9 protein-coding genes are annotated in these 20,163 nt (G+C 72.2%); 7 read left to right on the forward strand and 2 right to left on the reverse strand.

Going from position 1 to position 20,163, the window contains the following annotated elements; translation table 11 throughout:
- Positions 1–30: 30 nt before the first annotated feature.
- Both ACIQMX_RS11475 and ACIQMX_RS11480 read left to right on the forward strand, forming a co-directional pair.
- Complete coding sequence (locus ACIQMX_RS11475) at positions 31–10,950, forward strand: amino acid adenylation domain-containing protein (protein ID WP_402476778.1); 10,920 nt, start codon at positions 31–33, stop codon at positions 10,948–10,950.
- Positions 10,937–12,637 (forward strand): ABC transporter ATP-binding protein, encoded by a 1,701-nt coding sequence (locus tag ACIQMX_RS11480; RefSeq protein ID WP_402476780.1) that lies wholly within the window; start codon positions 10,937–10,939, stop codon positions 12,635–12,637. Before ACIQMX_RS11475 ends, ACIQMX_RS11480 begins: the two co-directional genes overlap by 14 nt.
- 134 nt (positions 12,638–12,771) lie before the next feature.
- Here the strand turns inward: ACIQMX_RS11480 and ACIQMX_RS11485 are convergent, their stop codons facing one another.
- Entirely contained in the window at positions 12,772–13,926 is a 1,155-nt protein-coding gene (locus tag ACIQMX_RS11485) for an alpha/beta hydrolase-fold protein (protein ID WP_402476783.1), read from the reverse strand.
- A gap of 213 nt (positions 13,927–14,139) precedes the next feature.
- Here ACIQMX_RS11485 and ACIQMX_RS11490 point away from each other — a divergent pair, with 213 nt between their 5' ends.
- Together ACIQMX_RS11490 and ACIQMX_RS11495 are read left to right on the forward strand one after the other, a co-directional pair.
- Complete coding sequence (locus ACIQMX_RS11490) at positions 14,140–14,352, forward strand: MbtH family protein (RefSeq protein ID WP_363072117.1); 213 nt, start codon at positions 14,140–14,142, stop codon at positions 14,350–14,352.
- A gap of 91 nt (positions 14,353–14,443) precedes the next feature.
- On the forward strand, positions 14,444–14,965 hold the full coding sequence (locus ACIQMX_RS11495) for a GNAT family N-acetyltransferase (RefSeq protein WP_402476786.1): 522 nt from the start codon (positions 14,444–14,446) through the stop codon (positions 14,963–14,965).
- Positions 14,966–15,043: 78 nt separating this feature from the next.
- On the opposite strand, the gene argB is transcribed toward ACIQMX_RS11495, so the two are convergent.
- On the reverse strand, positions 15,044–15,991 hold the full coding sequence (gene argB, locus ACIQMX_RS11500; RefSeq protein WP_402476789.1) for an acetylglutamate kinase: 948 nt from the start codon (positions 15,989–15,991) through the stop codon (positions 15,044–15,046).
- Positions 15,992–16,345: 354 nt separating this feature from the next.
- On the opposite strand from argB, the gene ACIQMX_RS11505 reads away from it, so the two are divergent.
- The 3 genes from ACIQMX_RS11505 to ACIQMX_RS11515 all read left to right on the forward strand — a co-directional run bounded on the left by ACIQMX_RS11505 (position 16,346) and on the right by ACIQMX_RS11515 (position 20,035).
- Complete coding sequence (locus ACIQMX_RS11505) at positions 16,346–17,008, forward strand: TetR/AcrR family transcriptional regulator (protein ID WP_402476792.1); 663 nt, start codon at positions 16,346–16,348, stop codon at positions 17,006–17,008.
- A 385-nt stretch (positions 17,009–17,393) separates the two neighbouring features.
- A complete protein-coding gene (locus tag ACIQMX_RS11510) occupies positions 17,394–18,764 on the forward strand; it encodes a GH1 family beta-glucosidase (RefSeq protein WP_402476795.1) in 1,371 nt (456 codons plus the stop codon).
- A 14-nt stretch (positions 18,765–18,778) separates the two neighbouring features.
- Complete coding sequence (locus tag ACIQMX_RS11515; protein WP_402476798.1) at positions 18,779–20,035, forward strand: MFS transporter; 1,257 nt, start codon at positions 18,779–18,781, stop codon at positions 20,033–20,035.
- Positions 20,036–20,163: the final 128 nt, after the last annotated feature.

The raw sequence follows: 20,163 nt of genomic DNA on the forward strand, positions 1-20,163 counted from the left end.
CACCTCGTCGGTTGGGAAGCGGAGTTTTCGATGATGGAACCGGGCGCTCGTCTCGTACTGCTTTCCGAGGAGGGCCTGGCCGGCCTGCGCCGGAGGGCCGGTGATCACAGCGACGGGACCCTCGTCACCGCCTGTGCCATCGCTCTGGCCCACTGGGCGGCAGGACAGAGTCCTGAGGGCATGGACCTCACCCCCGGCACCCTGTTCGCCGATGTCCTCGGATGGGCCGGCAACGGCGGCTCCGGGACCGCCGGTTGGGAGGCCGACGCGGCGGAGCGCACCATCGCCGTCCCGGAGGGCTTCTCCGTGGCCGAGGCCCAGCTCGCCCTCGACGACCTCGCCGAATTCCCCGACCGGCCGCTGGGGACCATCGGCGCCTCCGGCCTCGCGGAACGGATCGAGGTCCTGGCCCGGTGGAACGACACCGAGGCCGGCCGGGTTCGTCCGACCATCGTGGAGATGTTCCACGAGCAGGTGCGCAAGCGACCCGACGCGGTCGCGATCGTCGACGAGAACCGCTCACTGACCTACGGTCAGGTCGGCCGTTGCGCCGCACAGTTGGCCCACCACCTGATCGACCGCGGGCTCACGGCCGAACAGGTCGTGGGCATCTCCCTGGGCCGCAGCGCCGACATGGTCGTCGGGCTGCTCGGCGTGCTCCAGGCGGGATGCGCCTTCGTCCCGCTCGATCCGATGTGGCCCGCCGCGCGCCGCGCGGTCGTCATCGAGGACGCCCGCGCCGTCCTCCAGCTCAACAGTTCGGGCGAGTCCGAGCCGGGTGAACCGGAGGCCGTGGCCGTCGACCTCGACGACTGGAAGTTCACCTCCCACCCCGTCGAGGCGCCCGACGTCACCGTTCCCGGACCCGCCCTGGCCTACGTGATCTTCACCTCCGGCTCGACCGGCCGGCCCAAGGGCGCGATGATCCGTCACGAGGCGATCAGCGAACGCCTGTTGTGGCAGGTCGACGAGATCCTGCACTTCGGCCACGACGACGCGTCCCTGTTCAAGGCGCCGCTCTCCTTCGACATCTCGATCAACGAGATCTTCCTGCCGCTGGTGTGCGGCGGCCGGCTGGTGGTCCTGCGGCCCGGCGGCGAACGCGACCCGCACCACCTGCTGAGCGTGATCGCCGAGCAGCGCGTCACCTTCACCTACCTGGTGTCGTCCATGCTGGACGTCCTGCTGGAGATGGCGGGGGACTCCGGGCGCCTCGACAGCCTGCGCCATGTGTGGTGCGGCGGCGAGGTGCTGACCCCCGAACTCTACGAACGGTTCCGCACCCGCCTCGACATCCCCATGTACCACGGCTACGGCCCGGCCGAGACGACCATCGGCGTCTCCCACGTCATCTACCGGGGCGCCGCGGAACGCCTGTCGACATCGATCGGCAGGGCCAATCCCAACACCCAGCTGTACGTGCTGGACGACGAGCTGCGCCCCGTCCCGGTCGGGGCCGGCGGTGAACTGTACGTCGGCGGCTTCCTCCTGGGCCGCGGATACGTCAACGCGCCCGGCCTGACCGCGTCCCGCTTCGTGGCGAACCCGTTCGCCGCCGACGGCTCCCGGCTCTACCGCACCGGCGACCTCGCCCGCTTCGCCCCGGACGGCTCACTGGACTTCCTGGGCAGGGCGGACAACCAGATCAAGATCCGGGGGATGCGCCTGGAGATCGAGGACGTCGAGGCCGGTCTCGCCGAGCACCCCGGCGTACGGCACAGCTGTGTCGTCGCCAGGAAGAACACGGCGGGCGGTACCTACCTGGTCGGGTACGTGATCCCGGCCGCCGGGCACGAGGACCTGCACGCCGACGAGGTCAGGGCATGGGCCGACGCGCACATGGTCGAGTACATGGTGCCCACCCACACGGTCGTGATGAAGGAGTTCCCGCTCACCGCCAACGGCAAGCTCGACCGGGCCGCACTGCCGGAACCCGTCACTTCGGCCGGTCCCGTCGTCCAGCCCGCCACCGAGAACGAACGCGTGGTCTGCGCGGCCGTCGCCGCCGTCCTGAGGCTGGACGAGGTCGGCGTCGACCAGGACTTCTTCCGGCTCGGCGGGGACAGCATCCTGGCGATCTCCCTGCTGAGCGCGTTGCGCGACGCCGGGCTCCACGTCACCGCGGGGCAGATCTTCGCCCACGGCGTCGTCGGCGCCCTCGCCGCCGTCGCGAGCCGCGAGAGCGCCTCCGCGGTGCAGGACGACGACGTGGCGACCGGGCCCGTGGCCGGATCGCCCATCGTCCAGTGGCTCGGCGAGGTCACGGACGCGGTCGACGGATTCGTGCAGTCGGTGGTGCTGAACACCCCGCCGGACCTGAGCGCCGAAGCCCTGGGCGAGATCCTCACCGCCGTGGTCCGGCGGCACGACATGCTGCGGGCCAGGCTGGTGCGCGGCGAGCGCTGGAGCTTCGACATCCCCGAGGCCGGTGAAGCCGTCGTCGGGTGGCAGGAGAGCGGCCTGCCGCTCGACGCCTGCGTCGAGCTGGCCACCGACGGGCTCGACCCGGACCGCGGGGTCATGCTGCGTGCCGTCTGGCGCCGCGCGGCACGGGAACTGGTCGTGGTCGTTCACCACGTGGTCGTCGACGGTGTCTCCTGGCGGGTCCTGATGGAGGACCTGGCCACGGCGTGGCGGCAGTCGAGCGCGGGCGCGCCGGTCGAACTGCCCCCGGTGGGAACGTCGTTCCGGCGCTGGACCGAACTCCTCGCCAACACCCCGTTCGACGAGGACCGCGCCCACTTCGCACGTCCCCTGCCCGGCGTGGACGGCCCCCTGGGCAGGCGTGCCCTGTCCGGCGCAGACACCGTGGCAAGCGAGCGGGAGCGTACGGTATCGGTCGGATCCGGGATCACGTCGGCGCTGCTCGGCGAGATCCCCGCCAGGTTCCACGCGGGCGTCAACGACGTCCTGCTCACCGCGCTCGCCGTCGCCCTCGCCCGGTGGCGCCGTGACCTCGGACAGGACCAGACGTTCGCCCACATCGAACTGGAGGGCCACGGCCGCGAAGGACGCTTCGTCGCGGACGGCGCCGGCTTCGAACCGGAACTGTCACGGACCGTGGGCTGGTTCACCACCCTCTTCCCGGTGACCGTCGACCCCGGTCCCGCAGCCGACCTCACCGCACCCGCCTACCTGGCCGCCGCGCTGAAGGCGGTCAAGGAGGACCTCGCCCGCGTCCCGGGCAACGGCCTCTCCTACGGCGCCCTGCGGTACCTGGGCGGCGCCCGGTTCGAGGCGCCCGCGCCACAGGTGCTGTTCAACTACCTGGGCCGCTTCGACTCCGACTCCGCCGGGGACTGGCAGCTCGCCGGTGCCACCGGGCAGCTGGGCGAGAAGCGCGACCCGAGGATGCGCCTTCAGCGCGCCCTGGAGTTCAACCTGATCGCCGAACCGGCCGCCGACGGCGGGTACGAACTCGTCACCACCATCTCCTGGCCCGACGGCGTGTTCACCGACGACGACATCACCGTCGTCGGCGCGTACCTGCGGGAGGCCCTCGCCGGGCTGGCCGCGCTCGAAGGCGGCGGCCACTCGCCCAGTGACTTCGCCCCGCTGCCGCTCACCCAGTCCGATGTCGACGCACTGGACGGCCCCGGGCTGTGCGACATCCTGCCGCTGACCCCGCTGCAGGAAGGCCTGTACTTCCACTCGGTCTTCGACGACGAATCTGCGGGCAGCTATGTGGAACAGCAACTGCTCACGCTGGAAGGCGAGGTGGACCCCGCACGGCTCGCCGCGGCGGCCACCCGGCTCCTGACGCTGTACCCCAACCTCGCCGCCCGGTTCACCGCCCTCGCCGACGGCCGGGTCGTCTCCGTACTCGAAAGCGGCGTCGAGGCACCCTTCACCACGCTGGAGCGCCCCGGCATCACCGACGCCGGGATCCGCGACCACGCCGAGCGGGACCGCCGCGCCGGGTTCGACCTGGCCACCGGCCCGCTGATGCGCTACACGCTCATCCGTGACGGCGCCGGCCGCAACGTGCTGGTGCAGACCGTGCACCACATCATCGCCGACGGCTGGTCGGTGCCGCCGATGCTCCGCACGCTGCTGGCCGAGTACCACCGGCCCGGGAGCGCGTACCGGACCGGAGGCTTCCCCGACTACGTGCACTGGCTCGGCGGACGGGACGCCGACGAGAGCGACCGGGTCTGGCGCGAGCAGCTCGCCGGTCTGCCCGGCCCCTCACTCGTCGCCGACGGGCACATTCCGTCCGACCGGTTCGCCGACACGGCCGTTGAGCCCCCGGACGACATCGACGCGGCAGCCCGGTCGGCCGGCGTACCCCTGAGCGTGGCCGTGCACAGCGCCTGGGCGGTGACGCTCGGCGGCATCCTGCCCGGTAACGACGTCGTGTTCGGCTCCACCGTGTCCGGACGCGACGCGGACGTTCCCGGCATCGCCGACATGGTGGGCCTGTTCATCAACACGATTCCCGTACGGGCCCGCTGGGGCGCGGCCACGACGGCCTCCGGCCTGCTCGCCTCCGTACGGGAACACCAGAGCGCCGTGCTGCCGCACCAGCACGTCTCGCTGGCACGGATCGGCAGGCTGAGCGGCGCCGGCGCCCGCTTCGACACCCTGGTCGTGTTCGACGTCGCGACCGATGTGGCCGCGCTGCGCCGGCCCGGCGACGAACTGGTCGTCACCGGCATCGTGAACGAGGGCGCCCCGCACTACCCGCTGACGCTGGTGGTGGAACGCACCCCTGACGGACGGCCGCGCTTCAACCTGATCTACGACGGCGCGCTGATCCGGGAATCCGGCGCCGCGGAGATCCTGCGCACGTTCACCCGCACGCTGACCGGACTGCTCACCCGGCCGGACGCACGGGTCGAGGAGCTGGCGGCCGAGGACGACCGGCGCCCCGCGCCCGTCACGCCCACGACCCTGGGCGCCCTGTTCGACGCCGCCGTACTCCGCGACCCGGCCGCGGTCGCCGTCACCCAGTGCGCGCTGGACGGCTCGGCAAGCTCCCTCACCTACGGCGAACTGGCCGCAGAGAAGGCGAGGCTGGCAAAGGCGCTGCGAACCTCCGGTGTCGGACCGGGCGGTCGTGTCGCCGTCGCGGTCCCGCGTTCCCTGGAACAGGTCGTCGCCCTGGTCGCCATCGTCAGCGCGGGCGGCGCGTACGTACCGCTCGATCTGGCGTACCCGGACGAGCGGCTGGAGTACATCCTGTCCGACGCCGCACCGCAGGCCGTGCTCGTGGACCGTGAGCAGCGCGAGCGGTTCACCGGCCTGCTGGCCCGGGCCGGCGTACCGGCCCTGGTGCTCGTGCTCGGGGACGAACTGCCGCGGGCGGACGAAACGGTGCCGGTGAGCGCGGTTCCGGGCCCGCAGGATCCCGCGTACGTGATCTACACGTCCGGGTCCACCGGCCGGCCCAAGGGCGTCGTCGTTCCGCACGCCTCCGTGGTGGCGCTGCTCGCGCACACCCGTCCCGACATGGAGTTCGGCCCGCACGACGTGTGGGTCCAGTTCCACTCGTACTCCTTCGACTTCGCGGTCTGGGAGCTGTGGGGCGCACTGGTGCACGGCGGTGAGCTGCTCGTACCGGACTACGCGCTGACCCGCTCCCCGGTGGACTTCCACCGGCTGGTCCGCGAGCGCGGAGTCACCGTGCTCAACCAGACCCCGTCGGCGTTCTACCGGTTCATCGAGGCGGACCGGCACGCCGGCGAACCCGCAACGGCGCTGCGCCGGATCATCTTCGGCGGCGAGGCGCTCGATCCCGCGCGGCTGCGCGGCTGGGTCGAGCGCTACGGCACCCGTTCGCCGGAACTGGTCAACATGTACGGCATCACGGAGACCACCGTCCACGTCACCCACCGGGTGCTCACCGACGAGGACTTCGGCGGTGACGTCAGCCCGATCGGCGGTCCGATCCCCGGTCTGGACACCTATCTCCTCGACGACAGGCTCCGGCCGGTGCCGCCCGGCACGGTGGGCGCCATCTATGTCGCGGGCGACCAGGTCTCCCTCGGCTACCTCGGCAGGCCGGGGCTCACCTCGGGCCGGTTCGTGGCGAACCCGTTCGCGGGCGACGGCTCCCGCATGTACCACACGGGCGACCTCGCCCGCCGGACGCTCGACGGCGAGCTGGAGTTCGCCGGCCGGGCCGACGGACAGGTCCAGCTCAAGGGGTTCCGGATCGAGCTCGGCGAGGTGGAGTCGGCGATCAGGGAACTCGACACCGTGGTCGACGTGGCCGTCACCGTGGCGGCCGGCGGCGACCACCTGGTCGCACACGTCGTGGGCCGGGCACCGGCCGGCCTCACCGCGCTCCTGGCCGCGAAGCTGCCCGCACACATGGTGCCGGGCCAGGTGCGGTGCGTCGACGCGCTGCCGCTGACGGTCAACGGCAAACTGGACCGCGAGGCCCTGGCCGCGCGCGCCGCCGGGGACGACGCCCCGCAGGACCAGGGCGGCGACGCGCGGACCGTCGTCCCGCCGGCTGCGAGCGGTGCCGCGCTCGCCGCGCTGACCGGGATCTTCGGCGAGACGCTCCCGGGCGTCACCGCGGACGCCGACACCGACTTCTTCTCGGCCGGCGGTGACAGCATCCTCGCCATCACCGTCATCAACCGGGCCAGAGCGCTCGGACTGCACATCGCACCCCGCGACGTCTTCCTGTTCAAGACCCCGCGCGCACTCGCCGCGCAATTGGACTCCCGCACACCGCGGAGCCCGTCCACCGGTCCCGTCCGCCGCGAGGACGGCCCGCTGCTCCCGACGCCGGTCATCATGCGCAGGCGGGAACGGGGCGGCTCGCTCGCCCGGTTCGCCCAGGCCAGGACGCTGCCGGTCCCCGAGGGCGCCGGCATCGGCGACGTCCAGCGCGCCGCGAACGCCGTCGTCGCCGCGCACCCCGTCCTCCGCCTGAAGCTGGACGTGGAGCACGGCGTGTGGGCCCTGCGCACCGAACCCCACCGCGAGGTCACCGTCGTCCGCGCGGAGAGCGACGACCCGACGGCCGTCGCGAACGAGGCCGCCGGGCGGCTGGACCCCGAGTCCGGGGAGGTCGTCGCCTTCTCCTGGATACCGGAGAGCCGGACCCTCGTGGTCACCGCGCACCACCTCGCCGTCGACGCGGTGTCCTGGCTGATCCTCCTCGACGACCTGGCCACCGCCCTGGGCGGCGCGGCCCTGGCGCCGCCCACCACCTCCTACGGCGAGTACGCCGAGGCGTCGGGCGCCCGCAGCGGCGAGGTGACCGGCCTCGGCGACTGGATCACCACGCTCCGGGCACCCGCGCTGCTGCCCTTGGCCGAGGGCCTGCGCGAGACGACCGTCGTGCTCGCGCCCGACGTGAGCGACCGGGTGACGCGCACCGCGCCCGCCGCACTCGGCATCGGGCTCACCGAGCTCCTGTGCGGCGCGCTGCGGACCGCACTGACCCGGATCCAGACGACCCCCACCGATCTCGCCGTCGACCTGGAGCGGCACGGCCGTGTCCCCGTCCGGGACGACCACGACTACACGCGCACGGTCGGCTGGTTCACCGCCATCGCGCCCGTACGGCTCACGGCGCACACCGACCCCGTCGAGGCGGCGCGCGAAGTCGCCGACCGCCAGAGCGACGAGGACGGTCACGTCGCCTACGGCAGGCTGAGATACCTCAACCCGCAGACGGCCCCGCTGCTGACCGCCCGCCCGCAGGTCCTGTTCAACTACCTCGGCCGCAGCGGCGAGTCCCAGGTGCCGCACATCACCGGCGCGGACGAGGGCAGCCCGTACGCCGTCGAGGTCAACGCGTGGACCGACGACACCACGGGCAGCCTGCACGCGGCCTTCACTCTCGCCGACGGCGTTCCCGACGAGATCACCGGTCACTGGCTGACCGCACTGGAGCGCATCGCGGAGGCCTCCACCACGGCCGAGCGCACCGCACCGGTCACGCCTCTCCAGCGCGGCCTGTACTTCCAGGCCCAGATGGCGGGGACGGCCGGGCACTACGTCGCGCAGAGCTACTTCACCTTCGACCGTCGCCTGGACACCGGCGCCCTCGCCGAGGCGATGGCCTGCGTGATCGCCCGGCACCCCGTCGTGGGCGCCGGCTTCACCACCGACGAGCGCGGAAACCCGGTCCAGGTCCTGCGGGCGGGCCGCCGCGTCGACGTCCGCACGGTCACCGTCGCGACGGAGGCAGAGGCCGACGCCCTGCGTGCCAGGGACCGCGACACGGGATTCGACCCGGGCGAGCCGCCGCTGGTCCGGCTGACCGTGGTGCGCCTGCCCGGTGACCGCGACGGCCTGCTGCTGAGCTACCACCTGCTGCTGTGGGACGGCTGGTCCCGCGAGATCCTGCTGCGGGACCTGTTCGACGCCTACCAGGCCGTCCTCGCGGGCGATCCGCCGGCCGCGATCCCGCTCTCGCCCGGCTTCGAGGACTACGCCCTCGCGCTCGCCGCCAAGGACCCCGCCGTGGCGGAACGCTTCTGGGCGGACCACCTCGACGGCCTCACCGGCCCCACCCTGCTCGCCGGGGAGCAGCCGGCCGTCACGGACGAACTGCCGCGTGCGCTCGTCCGCACGATGTCGGCCGAGCTGTCCGATCTGCTGCGGCAGGCGGCCAGGACCCACGGCGTCACCCTGAACACGGTGCTGACCGGGGCGTTCGGCCTCCTGCTCGGCGCGCACACCGGCCGCAGTGACGCCGTGTTCGGCGTGACCGTCTCCGGCCGCGAGGGCGAAGGACTGTCCGGCATCGTCGGCGTCCTGCTCAACACCGTGCCCATGTGGACCCGGGCCCGGCCGGACGACACGGTCGGCGCGTACCTGTCGGCCGTCCAGGCGGCCCGCGTCGAGGCCATGGAGCACGAGCACCTGGGCCTCGGCGAGATCCAGCGTGCCAGTGGCCACGACACCCTGTTCGACAATCTGTTCGTGCTCCAGAACTTCCTGGACCTGGACGCCTTCGCCGAGATGAACGCCCGCCACGGCATCACCGCGGTACAGGCCGACGACTCGACCCACTACCCGTTCACCTGGGTCGTCACGCCGGGCGACCGGCTCACCGTCAAGCTGGAGCACCGCGACGACGACCCCGAGGGCGCCCGCCGCCTCCTCGACGGCTACCTCCGCGTACTGGAGGACCTGGCCGGATGGGCCGGCCCGGTCGGCGCGCTGCCCGGGGCGGGCACACTGCCCGAACCGGCGCCCCGTACGGACGTCGGCACGGACACCGTCGTCGACCGGTTCGACCGGGCGGCCGACCGTGACCCGCAGCGCGTCGCGCTCGTCGCCCACGGATCGGCGATGACCTTCGCCGAGCTCCGGGACCGCAGCCGTGCGGTGGCAGGCGTGCTGGCGGGCCGCGGCATCGGACCGGAGCGGACCGTGGCCCTCGCGATACCGCGCTCCCTGGACTCGATCGTGGCGCTGTTCGCCGTACTGCGCGTCGGAGCGGCCTATGTGCCGCTGGAGCTCGACCATCCGGACGAGCGGATCGCCGCGATCGTCGAGGCCGCCCGCCCGGACGTGATCCTCACCGTGAGCGCGGTGTCGCCCCGGCTGACCGGTGAACTGATCGAGCTCGACCGCCCGCTGCCCGGCGCCGAACCGTTCCGCACGTTCGCGCCGGAGGATCCTGACCGCCTGCGGCACCCCGCGTACACGATCTTCACCTCCGGATCGACCGGGCGGCCCAAGGGTGTGGTGACCGAGTACGCCGGACTCACCAACATGCTGATCAACCATCAGCGGCGCATCTTCGAACCGGTGCTGGCGGAGCACGAGCACCGGGTCTTCAGGATCGCGCACACCGTGTCGTTCGCCTTCGACATGTCGTGGGAGGAGCTGCTCTGGCTCGCCGACGGACACGAAGTGCACATCTGCGACGAGGAGTTGCGCCGTGACGCGCCCCGGCTGGTCGCGTACTGCCTGGATCACGGCATCGACGTGATCAACGTGACCCCTACCTACGCGCAGCAACTGGTGGCCGAAGGACTGCTCGACACCCCCGGACGGCGGCCCGCGCTCGTCCTGCTGGGCGGGGAGGCCGTCACCCCGGCACTGTGGCAGCGGCTCACGGAGACCGAGGGCACGGCCGGCTACAACCTGTACGGACCCACCGAGTACACCATCAACACCCTCGGCGTCGGCACCTTCGAGTGCGAGGACCCGGTGGTCGGGGTGGCGATCGACAACACCGAGGTGTACGTGCTGGATCCGTGGCTGCGGCCCCTGCCGGACGGCGTGCCCGGCGAGCTGTACGTGTCGGGCGTCGGCATCGCCCGCGGTTATCTCGGGCAGCCCGCGCAGACGGCGCACCGGTTCGTGGCGTCCCCGTTCGGCGACCCGGGCGAGCGCATGTACCGCACCGGAGACCTGGTGCTGCGGCGGCCGGACGGCAACCTGATGTACCTGGGGCGGACCGACCAGCAGGTCAAGATCCGCGGGCACCGCGTCGAGCCGGGCGAGGTCGAGGCGGCGTTCGCCGCGCACCCGGCGGTACGGTTCGCCGCCGCGGTCGCCCAGCCGGACCCGCAGGTCGACGGAGCGTACCGGCTGGCCGCCTACCTGGTGCTCGACGGCGCCGGCCTGGCAGCCGTCGCCGCCGAAGTGTGCGCCGCCCTCCCCGACTTCCTGCGCCCCACGCACTACGCGCAGGTCGATCGCATCCCGCTGACCGTGAACGGGAAGGCCGACACCAAGGCGCTTCCGGAGGCCAGGCCGCTGGGCGTCCTGACGACGGTGGCCGAACGCGCACCGGAGACGGACACCGAGATCACGGTGTCCGAGTTCTTCGCCGAAGCGCTGGATCTGGACGACGACGAGGTCAGCGCGGTCAGCGACTTCGTCGCCCTCGGCGGACACTCCATGCTGGCGGTACGCCTGATCGGGCTGCTCCGCCGGGAGTACGGTCCAGTGATCACGATCCGAGACCTGCTCACCCTGCGAACCCCCGAAGCGATTGCCGGTCACCTCGATGCGAACTCCTGACCCCCACCGGCCCGTCACCGGAGCCGGCATCCTGCGGACGGCCCTGCGCCGCAACCTCGCTGCCATGACCTGGGGCACCGTCCTGATGGGCCTGTACCAGGCAGGCGAGACCGCCTTCCCCATCGCGCTCGGCCTGATCGTCGAGTACACGCTGCAGGACCGGAGCCCCGGTTCACTCGGGGCGTCGATCGGCGCGCTGGCCGTGATCATCACGACCGTGTCGCTGTCCTGGCGGTTCGGGATGCGCGTCCTGCAGAAGGCCAACACGACGGAGGCGCACCGCTGGCGGGTGGAGGTCGCGGCGTGCGGGCTCCAGCCGATGGACCGGAACATCGATCTGAAGTCCGGCGAGGTGCTGACCATCGCCACCGAGGACGCCGACTCCACCGCCGACATCATCGAGGTGGTGCCGCTGCTGATCAGCTCACTGGTCGCGGTCGTCGTCGCGGCGGTCGCGCTGGGCCTGGCGGACCTCCGGCTCGGACTTCTGGTGATCATGGGAACCGTTGTGATCCTGACGATCCTGAGCGTGATGTCCAAGCGGATCGGCGCCAGTACCCAGGAGCAGCAGGCCCGGGTGGCGCGGGCCGGTGCGAAGGTCGCGGACCTGATCACCGGCCTGCGTCCGCTGCACGGGTTCGGCGGCAACCACGCGGCGTTCGTGTCCTACCGGAAGGTCAGCACGGAGGCGAAGCACCAGGCGGTCACCGTGGCCAGGGTGAACGGCGCGTACGCCGGCGCCGCGCAGGCCCTCAACGCGGTCCTGGCCGCCGCCGTGACGCTGACGGCGGGCTGGCTGGCGTTCGACGGCCAGATCGGCATCGGGGAACTGGTCATGGCGGTGGGCCTCGCGCAGTTCATCATGGAACCGCTGAAGATGTTCTCGGAGATGCCCAAGTACGTGATGATGGCGCGTGCCTCGGCCGAACGGATGGCTCTGGTGCTGGCGGCGCCGCCGGTGTCGGCTCCGGGCCCGCAGCGCCCGGCCGCGGGCGGCGACCTGGAGATCGACGGTGTCCGGTACGGGACGCTGCGCGAGCTCAAGTTCCGGGTGGCCGCCGGGGAGTTCGTGGCGATCACCGCCTATCAGCCGCGCGCCGCCGCCGACTTCGCGTCGATCCTGGCCGTGAACGTCCCGCCGCAGGAGTACGAGGGCACGGTCCGGATCAGCGGGCGGGAGATCGCGGACCTCTCGGTCGAGGCCGTCCGGGAGCACATGCTGGTGAATCCGTACGACGGGGAGATCTTCGCCGGGACCCTCCGTACGAACATCGACCCGGCGGGCACCAGCCGTACCGTTCCCGAGGCGGTGGAGGCGTCCATGCTGACCGATGTCGTCGCGCTGCACCGTGACGGACTCGACTACGCCATCCGTGACCGGGGCGCCAACCTGTCCGGGGGACAGCGCCAGCGGCTGTCCCTGGCCCGCGCCCTGGCCGCCGACACCGACGTCCTCGTCCTGCACGATCCGACCACGGCCGTCGACGCGGTCACCGAGCAGCTGATCGCGCGCAACCTCGTGAAGCTGCGCCGGGGCCGTACCACCGTGGTGATCTCCAGCAGCCCGGCCGTCCTGGACGCGGCCGACCGGGTGCTCGTCCTGGACGACGGGATCATCACGGCCGAGGACACCCACCGCAACCTCCTCGCCACCGACGAGGCGTACTGCCTGGCGGTGGCGAGGTGAGCGGCCGGGGCCGCTGCCGTTGAGGGCCTCGCACCGGACCGGGCGCCGGAGAGAGGGCAGGCACGCCTGCTCTCTCCCGGGCTTCCCAGGCGCGTGGGCGGGCAGCTCTTCCCGCCTACGGCGACTCCGGAGCCTCAGGACACCGCAGGGGCGTCCGGGTGGGTGCCCGGGGCCCGGAGAGGCCCGCCGAGCGCCCAGGCGACATCCCTCAGCAGGGCGTGCCGCCAGCCTGCCCGGTCGTGTCCGGATGCCGACCGTGACACCCGTACCGTCGCGCCCGCCTCTTCGGTCAGGGTCTCGACCAGCCGGCAGTGGGGGAGCATCCGCGTCTCGTGCTCCCCGACGTCGAACGCGATCCGCAGTCCGGTCAGGTCCGGGCGCTCCCGCAGCCGCCCGGCGACGGAGCCGCCGGCCGGGCCGCCGAGCGGGTCCGCCAGGTCCGGCGCTCCGGGTGCCCACCAGAACGAGCCCGACTGGCAGGCCACCCGGGAGACCAGCTCCGGGAAGTCCAGTGCCGCGTTCACCGCGCTGAGGCCGCCGAGGCTCTGCCCGGCCACCACCAGCCGGTCCGGGTCCGCCCGCACTCCGGACTCCGCGACGAGCGGCAGCAGTTCGTCCCGGACGGCCTCCCACAGCCCGGACCCCGCCGCGAACTCGGCGACCCGGTCCTTGGCCGGCAGGAAGACGAGCGTGACGGGCGGCATCTCGCCTGCCGCGACCGCCGAGTCGAACGCCGCCATGGCCGGATGCAGGTAGAGCCAGTCGTCCCCGTCCAGCAGCAGGACGACCGGTCCGCCGCCGCCCGCCGGGTGGATGCGCACCGTGCGCCGGCCGCCCAGCCGTTCGCTGTTCCAGCGGAGCCGGGTGTGCGGAACGGGGAGCACGTCGTCGGCGCCGACCATGGGCCAGTGCGGCTGGGCGGGGACGTCCGGGGTCGCGGCGACGGAACGGTCCATTCCGGCGCCGGCCGGGTTGAACGGATCCGCGTGCGGCGTCTCGTCCACGAGGAACCGATAGGTCACGCGGAGCCGTTCGGGCATGGGTACTTCGGCGTACCAGCAGTCGGTGTCGCGCCACCGGCGCAGCGGGACCGGACCCGACCAGCTCTCGAAGTCGACGGTCGCCGGAGAGCCGCGCCAGAGGAACAGGGACAGCCAGCCGCCGTTGGCGGCGGGTACCGACGCGGGTGTGCGCGCCGCCGCCCAGAACGCGTCGGTGCCGGGAGCGCCGGTCAGTCCGAATCCGATGAAGTCGCTCTCGGTACGGATCCGTTCGGTCACCGGGGGCATGAACGTCTCCTTGTGAGAGGGGGAGGGAAAGAGCTAAGCTCTGAGCAATTAGGCGAGCCTAACCTAAGTTGGGTTGCTCCTTCCAGATCTCTGGCACATCATCCCCACCGCTCTCCGGGCCCGTTCCGGTGAGCTCCGCCGGCCCGCCGGCGGCCAGAAGCACATGCTCGACGCGGCTGCACCGGCCCGTCGGACCCGAGGAGGTACTGACACATGAGCACCAACCCGTTCGACGACCCCGACGGCCGGTTCCTGGTCCTGGTGAACGACGAGGGCCAGCACTCGCTGTGGCCGTCCTTCGCGGACGTGCCCGGCGGCTGGACGATCGCCCTCGACGAGAGCAGCCGGGAGGCGTGCCTGGACTTCGTCGAGGCCAACTGGACGGATCTCAGGCCCCGTTCCCTCGTCGTGTCCGCGGAGGCATGACCGGCCCAGGACCGGTCCGCAGCCCGCGATGCCGGCGCTCGTGCACCCGGTCGGCTGTGCTGCCCACTCGTGGAACCCGGGAAGGAATGCGTTGACCACGGCCCTGCCGCGTCCCGCCCCTGAGGCACAGGCGTTCCGTGCGCCGGCGCCCTCCGTACGCTTCGCCCGTGCCGAGGACGCCGGCCGGCTCGTCGCCCTGTCCGGACCCTTCGTCCGGGCGGGAGCGCTGCGGGAGCGCCCTCTCTCGCTCTATGCCGCCCATGCGGGCGACTTCCTGGTGGCGGAGTCCCCGGGCGGCCGGCTCGACGGATGCGTGGGTCTGACCGTGTATCCGGCCGGTCCGGTGCCGGGCGGCGCGCCGACGGGTGTTCTGTACAACTTCTGCGTGGCGGAGCGTCGGCAGGGGTGCGGGGTCGGGTCCGTGCTGCTGAGCGCCGCGCTGGCCCTGGCCCGGTCCCGCTCGCTCGGTGCGCTGTTCACCGCGACGACCGGCGACGGGCGGCTGTTCGAGCGGTACGGGTTCGGGCCCGCGGTCCCGTCCACGGCGCCCCGGTCGTGGGCGGAGTCGCTGGACCCCCGGCGCGGCGCGCGGGTTCTCGCCAGGGCCGTGTGAGGCGGCGGTGCCGGTGGCGGGGAGTCACGGCTCCCCGCCACCGGACTCGGTGATACGTCGCCGGTCACCACGCTCCGGTCAGGCCGTGGTCCGTGCCGGCGCCGGCCTCGTGGCGCCGGCGGCCGTCACGGTGTCCCCGGCCACCACGGTGGTGCCCGGGCCGTCCTCGTCGAGGACGGCCCGCAGGACCGCATGCGGCACCCGGCCGTCGAGCACCTGCGCCCTGCGCACGCCGCCGCGGACGGCCCGCAGGCATCCCTCCATCTTCGGCAGCATCCCGCTCGCCAGTCCCGGCAGCAGTTCGTCGAGCGCGTCGGCCGTCAGGTGCCTGATCACCTCGGTGCTGTGGGGCCAGTCCGCGTACAGCCCCGCCACGTCGGTGAGCATCACCAGCCGTTCCGCTCCGAGGGCCACGGCCAGGGCCGATGCCGCGAGGTCGGCGTTGACGTTGTAGACCTGCCCGTCGTCGCCCCGGGCCACGGGGGACACCACCGGGATGTGGCCCTGTTCCAGGAGTGCGCGCATCATGCCGGGGTTCACGTCCACGATGTCACCGACGAGACCGATGTCCACCGGGCGGCCGTCCACATAGGCGGGTCGCCGCACCGCCGTCAACGTGTGCGCGTCCTCGCCGGTCATGCCCACGGCGAAGGGCCCGTGGGCGTTGATCTGGCCGACCACTTCCCGCTGGACGCGGCCGGACAGGACCATGCGCACCACGTCCATGGCTTCCGCCGTGGTCACGCGCAGACCCGCCTCGAAGTGGCTCTCCAGGCCGAGGCGTTCGAGCATCGCACTGATCTGGGGCCCGCCACCGTGCACGACGACCGGGTGAAACCCCGCGTGCCACAGCTCCACGACATCCTGGGCGAAGAGGCGTTGCAGGCCCGCGTCCACCATCGCGTTACCGCCGAACTTGACGACGACCACGCGGCGCCGTGGTTCTGCCGGTCCGGCCGGTCCGGCCGCCGACCCGGTCGACGCATCCGTGTCCGGGTTCACGCGATCTGTGACGACCGGTGTCATGTCTGCCCCACCCCGTTCGAGAAGTTAGCTTAGCCTAACCTGAATAGTCGGGTCCGGGTGGCGATCCAGCCGTTCCGCCCGCTCGTCGCCGCGGGTGTTCCGGGCTGCGCGCGGCGCAGGCGGCCCCGGAGCGGTTCCCCTTCGCTTGTGGAGCCCTGGCCGTAGGTGCTCGGGCGGCTTGGCAGTGCTGCCTGCGACGCTGCCCCGTACTCGTTCGCCGGGATCCGAGCCTGGGTCCGGTGCGGGGTGGACGGCGGTGCCGAAGCCGGTCGGACCGCCCCGGCAGGCAGGTTTCGGCGTGGCGTGCCGCTCCGAGGCTGCGTGTTACGTTCGCGTCATCGGACGAGCGGGGGCGTGGTGACGGAAGCAGGCGAGCCGCAGCCGGTCTCTCGGGGGCCGTTGCGGAGGCGGCCTCAGCAGGCACGGAGCCGGGCCCGGGCCGAGGCCATCCTTGCCGCGGCCGACCGGATCCTTTCCCGGGACGGGTACGAGGCGCTGACGATGCGGCGGATCGCCGAGGAGGCGGGCACGCCCGTCGGCAGCATCTACCAGTTCTACGCGGACAAGAGCGCCGTCGTGGACGCGCTGGGCGGGCGGTATCTCGACGTCTTCAAGGCCGCCATCGACGAGCTCGTCGAGCGTGCGGTCGAAGACGAACTGTCAGACCCCGTCGGGGAGATGGTCGGCGTCTACGCCGACCTGTTCCGGTCTCAGACGGGCGGCATGGCTCTGTGGGCGGGGCGGCACCTCAGCCCCGAGCTGGCCCGGGCCGACGAGGCGAGCAACATGTACATCGCCGAGGGCCTCCAGGGCATCGTCGAGCAGCTGACAGGCGGGTCCGGCGGTCAGCGGGTGCGACGGGCGACGCGGATGGTGGTGTGGGCCGCCAACGCCGTGCTGCACGAGGTGTTCAGGAGCGACGGCGAGCCGGACCTGGAGACCGTGGACGAACTCAAGCGGATGCTGAACGCCTACTGGGCGGATCTGCGGGGCCGGCTGACGGCCGCGGAGGGGTGAGCCGAGGCGTTGGGCGGCTCGTGGGGGACCGGGCCGCGGTACCGGGCTGCCGGGCGGGCCGGTAACGCCGCTGACCGGCCCGCCCTCCCGGGCGGTGTGACACGGCCTTCGCCCCGGCCGGCCCCGCCCGCAACACGCACCGGCCGAGCCCGGCGCCACCCGGGTTCCCCTCTCCGCCGGCCAGGCCGTGGCCGGGCCCGCGCCATAGAACGTGAACAGAAGTTCATGTTATGGTGCGGCCCACTTCGGACGGCGTGCCCGGTGACAAACAGCCGCCGCCGGGCTGCCGTTGGGGTGCGAAGAGTGCCCGTCGGCAGAGGTTCCGGGGCCGCTCGGGGCGGCCCGGCCCGGGCGACTCGCGCATCACCCATGAAGGCAGGCCCCAGTGACGACGAGCTCCACCGATGCCACCGGACTTCCCCGGCTCCCGGACGACTTCGTCTGGGGCGCCTCGACCGCCGCGTACCAGATCGAGGGTGCCGCCGACGAGGACGGCAAGGGGGCGTCCATCTGGGACACCTTCGTGCGGCGCCCCGGGGCCGTACGTGACGGCCACACGGGCGACATCGCCTGCGACCACCACCACAGGTTCGACGAGGACGTCACGCTGATGCGCCGCCTCGGGCTCGACGCGTACCGCTTCTCGGTCTCCTGGCCCCGCGTGATGCCCGCCGGCGCGGGAAGGATCGAACCGCGCGGACTGGATTTCTACGACCGCCTGGTCGACGCGCTGCTCGGGGCCGGGATCGAGCCCGTACCCACCCTGTTCCACTGGGACCTGCCGCAGGCCCTGGAGGACGAGGGCGGAGGATGGCTGAACCGCGGGACCGCCTACCGTTTCGCCGAGTACGCGGCCGTGGTCGCGGAACGGCTCGGCGACCGGGTCAAGCGGTGGATCACCCTCAACGAGCCCTTCGTCCACATGTCCTTCGGCTACGGCTTCGGCGTCCACGCCCCGGGCCGCGCACTGATGCTGGACGCACTGCCGGTCGCCCATCACCAACTGCTCGGCCATGGCCTGGCGACCGCGGCGCTGCGGGCCGCCGTTCCGGGCGGACGGATACTGATCGCCAACAACTGCACGCCCGTCCGTCTGCGCCATGACGCCCGCCACGTCAAGGACGTGGCGGCCGCCTCGGCCTATGACGTCTTGCACAACCGGCTCTTCAACGATCCCCTGCTGTTGGGGAGTTATCCCGACCTTTCGGCCTACGGCATGACCGACCCGAGCTGGGGAGGAGTGGTGCGCGACGGCGATCTCGCCACGATCGCCGCACCGCTGGACGGACTGGGCGTCAACTACTACAACCCCACCTGGGTCACCGCCCCGGCCGATCCCGCCGCCGCGCTTCCCTTCGACCTGGCCGAGCCCGCGGAGCCGTACCAGCGGACCGCGTTCGGCTGGCCGGTTGTTCCCGATGGGCTCACGGAGCTGCTCACCGGTCTCAAGGCCCGCTACGGCACCGGCCTCCCGCCGGTCTGGATCACCGAGAACGGCTGCTCGCAGCCGTCCGGACTGCACGACCGGGCGCGTATCGAGTACCTCGCCGGGCACATCGACGCGGTCGCCGTTGCCCTGGCCCGAGGGGTGGACGTGCGCGGCTACTTCACCTGGTCGTTGCTCGACAACTTCGAGTGGGCCGAGGGCTATCACCAGCGTTTCGGTCTGGTCGAGGTCGACTTCGCCACCCTGCGACGCACGCCCCGGGCGAGCTTCGAGTGGTACCGCGGCCTGATCGCCTCCCAGCGGTCCTGAGCGGCGGAGCCGTGATGTCACCTGCCTCCGCGGCGGACGACGCCGCCGTCTTCGCCGAGCCCGCCGTCCCGGTCAAGGCCATGTGGACGGTGGACCTCTCGCTGGCCACGCTGGCCGTCTTCATGGCGTTCATGACCCCCATTCAAATCCTGCTGCCTCTCCAGCTGCAGCACATCGATCCGCATGACAAGAACGACGCGCTCTCGCTCGTCACCGGCCTCGGCGCACTCGTCGCGGTGCTTGCCAACCCGCTTGCCGGCGCATGGTCGGACCGCACCACGAGCAGGTTCGGCCGCCGACGGCCGTGGATTCTCGGCGGCGCCCTTGCCGGGGCGGCGGGACTGTCGATCACCGCCACGCAGCACACCGTGGCCGGGGTCGCCGTCGGCTGGTGCCTCGCACAGGCGGGCCTGAACGCGATGCTGGCCGGAGTCACCACCCCGATCGCCGACCGGGTACCGCTCACTCAACGCGCCCAGGTCTCCGGCTGGACCGGGATCACGCAGTCCTTCGGCCTCGTCGTCGGCGCGCTGATCACCACACTGCTCATCACCGGTGTCCGGTCCGGCTACGTCACCCTCGCCGTGCTCACCGTCGCACTCGCCCTTCCCTTCGTGCTCCGCCACTCCGAGCCGCCCCTGACCCGGGCACTGTGCCCCGCCTTCGACGCCAGGGCCTTCGCCCGCTCGCTCTGGGTGAGTCCCCGCCGGCACCCCGACTTCGGCTGGGCCTGGCTCACCCGTTTCCTGATCAACCTCGGCAACGCCCTCGGCACCCTGTACCTGTTCTACTTCCTCACCGACGCCGTCCACTACGACGACCCCGGCACCGGCGTCCTGGTCCTCACGGTGATCTACACCCTCTGCGCCGCGCTCACTGCCATTCCGTCCGGTGTCCTGTCCGACCGCCTCGGGCGCCGCAAGGTCTTCGTCGTCCTCTGTTCGCTGGTCATGGCCGCAGCGGCAGTGCTGCTCGCCGCGCTCCACACCTGGCCGTCCGCCCTCGCCGCCGCGGCGGTCCTCGGCGCGGGGTACGGCATCTACCTGGCCGTCGACCAGGCCCTGGTCACCCAGGTCCTGCCCGAGGCGACCGACCGCGCCAAGGACCTCGGCGTCATCAACATCGCCAACTCCGGCCCGCAGGTCCTCGCCCCCGCCGTCGCCTCGCCGGTCATCACCCACCTCGGCGGCTACACCGGCCTCTATGCCACCGCGGCCCTGGTCATCCTTGCCGGCGGACTCCTCGTCAGCCGCATCCGCAGCGTGGCCTGACGGACGGACCGGACCGGGGTCCGCCAAAGATGAGAATCTCTCATGTTTCTCTGTCCGGACCGTTGACTCCGCCGGCCGTGGTCGCGATTCTGATAACTCGTCAGTAACTTCAGTGGACATGTCAATCG

Source organism: Streptomyces sp. NPDC091416 (genome assembly GCF_044756845.1).
Lineage (GTDB): Bacteria > Actinomycetota > Actinomycetes > Streptomycetales > Streptomycetaceae > Streptomyces.

Bases quoted from the DNA above. Each gene is read 5' to 3' on its own strand.
- ACIQMX_RS11480 (WP_402476780.1), top strand. From the start codon at position 10,937: ATGCGAACTCCTGACCCCCACCGGCCCGTCACCGGAGCCGGCATCCTG.
- ACIQMX_RS11515 (WP_402476798.1), top strand. From the start codon at position 18,779: ATGTCACCTGCCTCCGCGGCGGACGACGCCGCCGTCTTCGCCGAGCCC.
- ACIQMX_RS11475 (WP_402476778.1), top strand. From the start codon at position 31: ATGATGGAACCGGGCGCTCGTCTCGTACTGCTTTCCGAGGAGGGCCTG.
- ACIQMX_RS11485 (WP_402476783.1), bottom strand. From the start codon at position 13,926: ATGCCCCCGGTGACCGAACGGATCCGTACCGAGAGCGACTTCATCGGA.
- argB (WP_402476789.1), bottom strand. From the start codon at position 15,991: ATGACACCGGTCGTCACAGATCGCGTGAACCCGGACACGGATGCGTCG.
- ACIQMX_RS11490 (WP_363072117.1), top strand. From the start codon at position 14,140: ATGAGCACCAACCCGTTCGACGACCCCGACGGCCGGTTCCTGGTCCTG.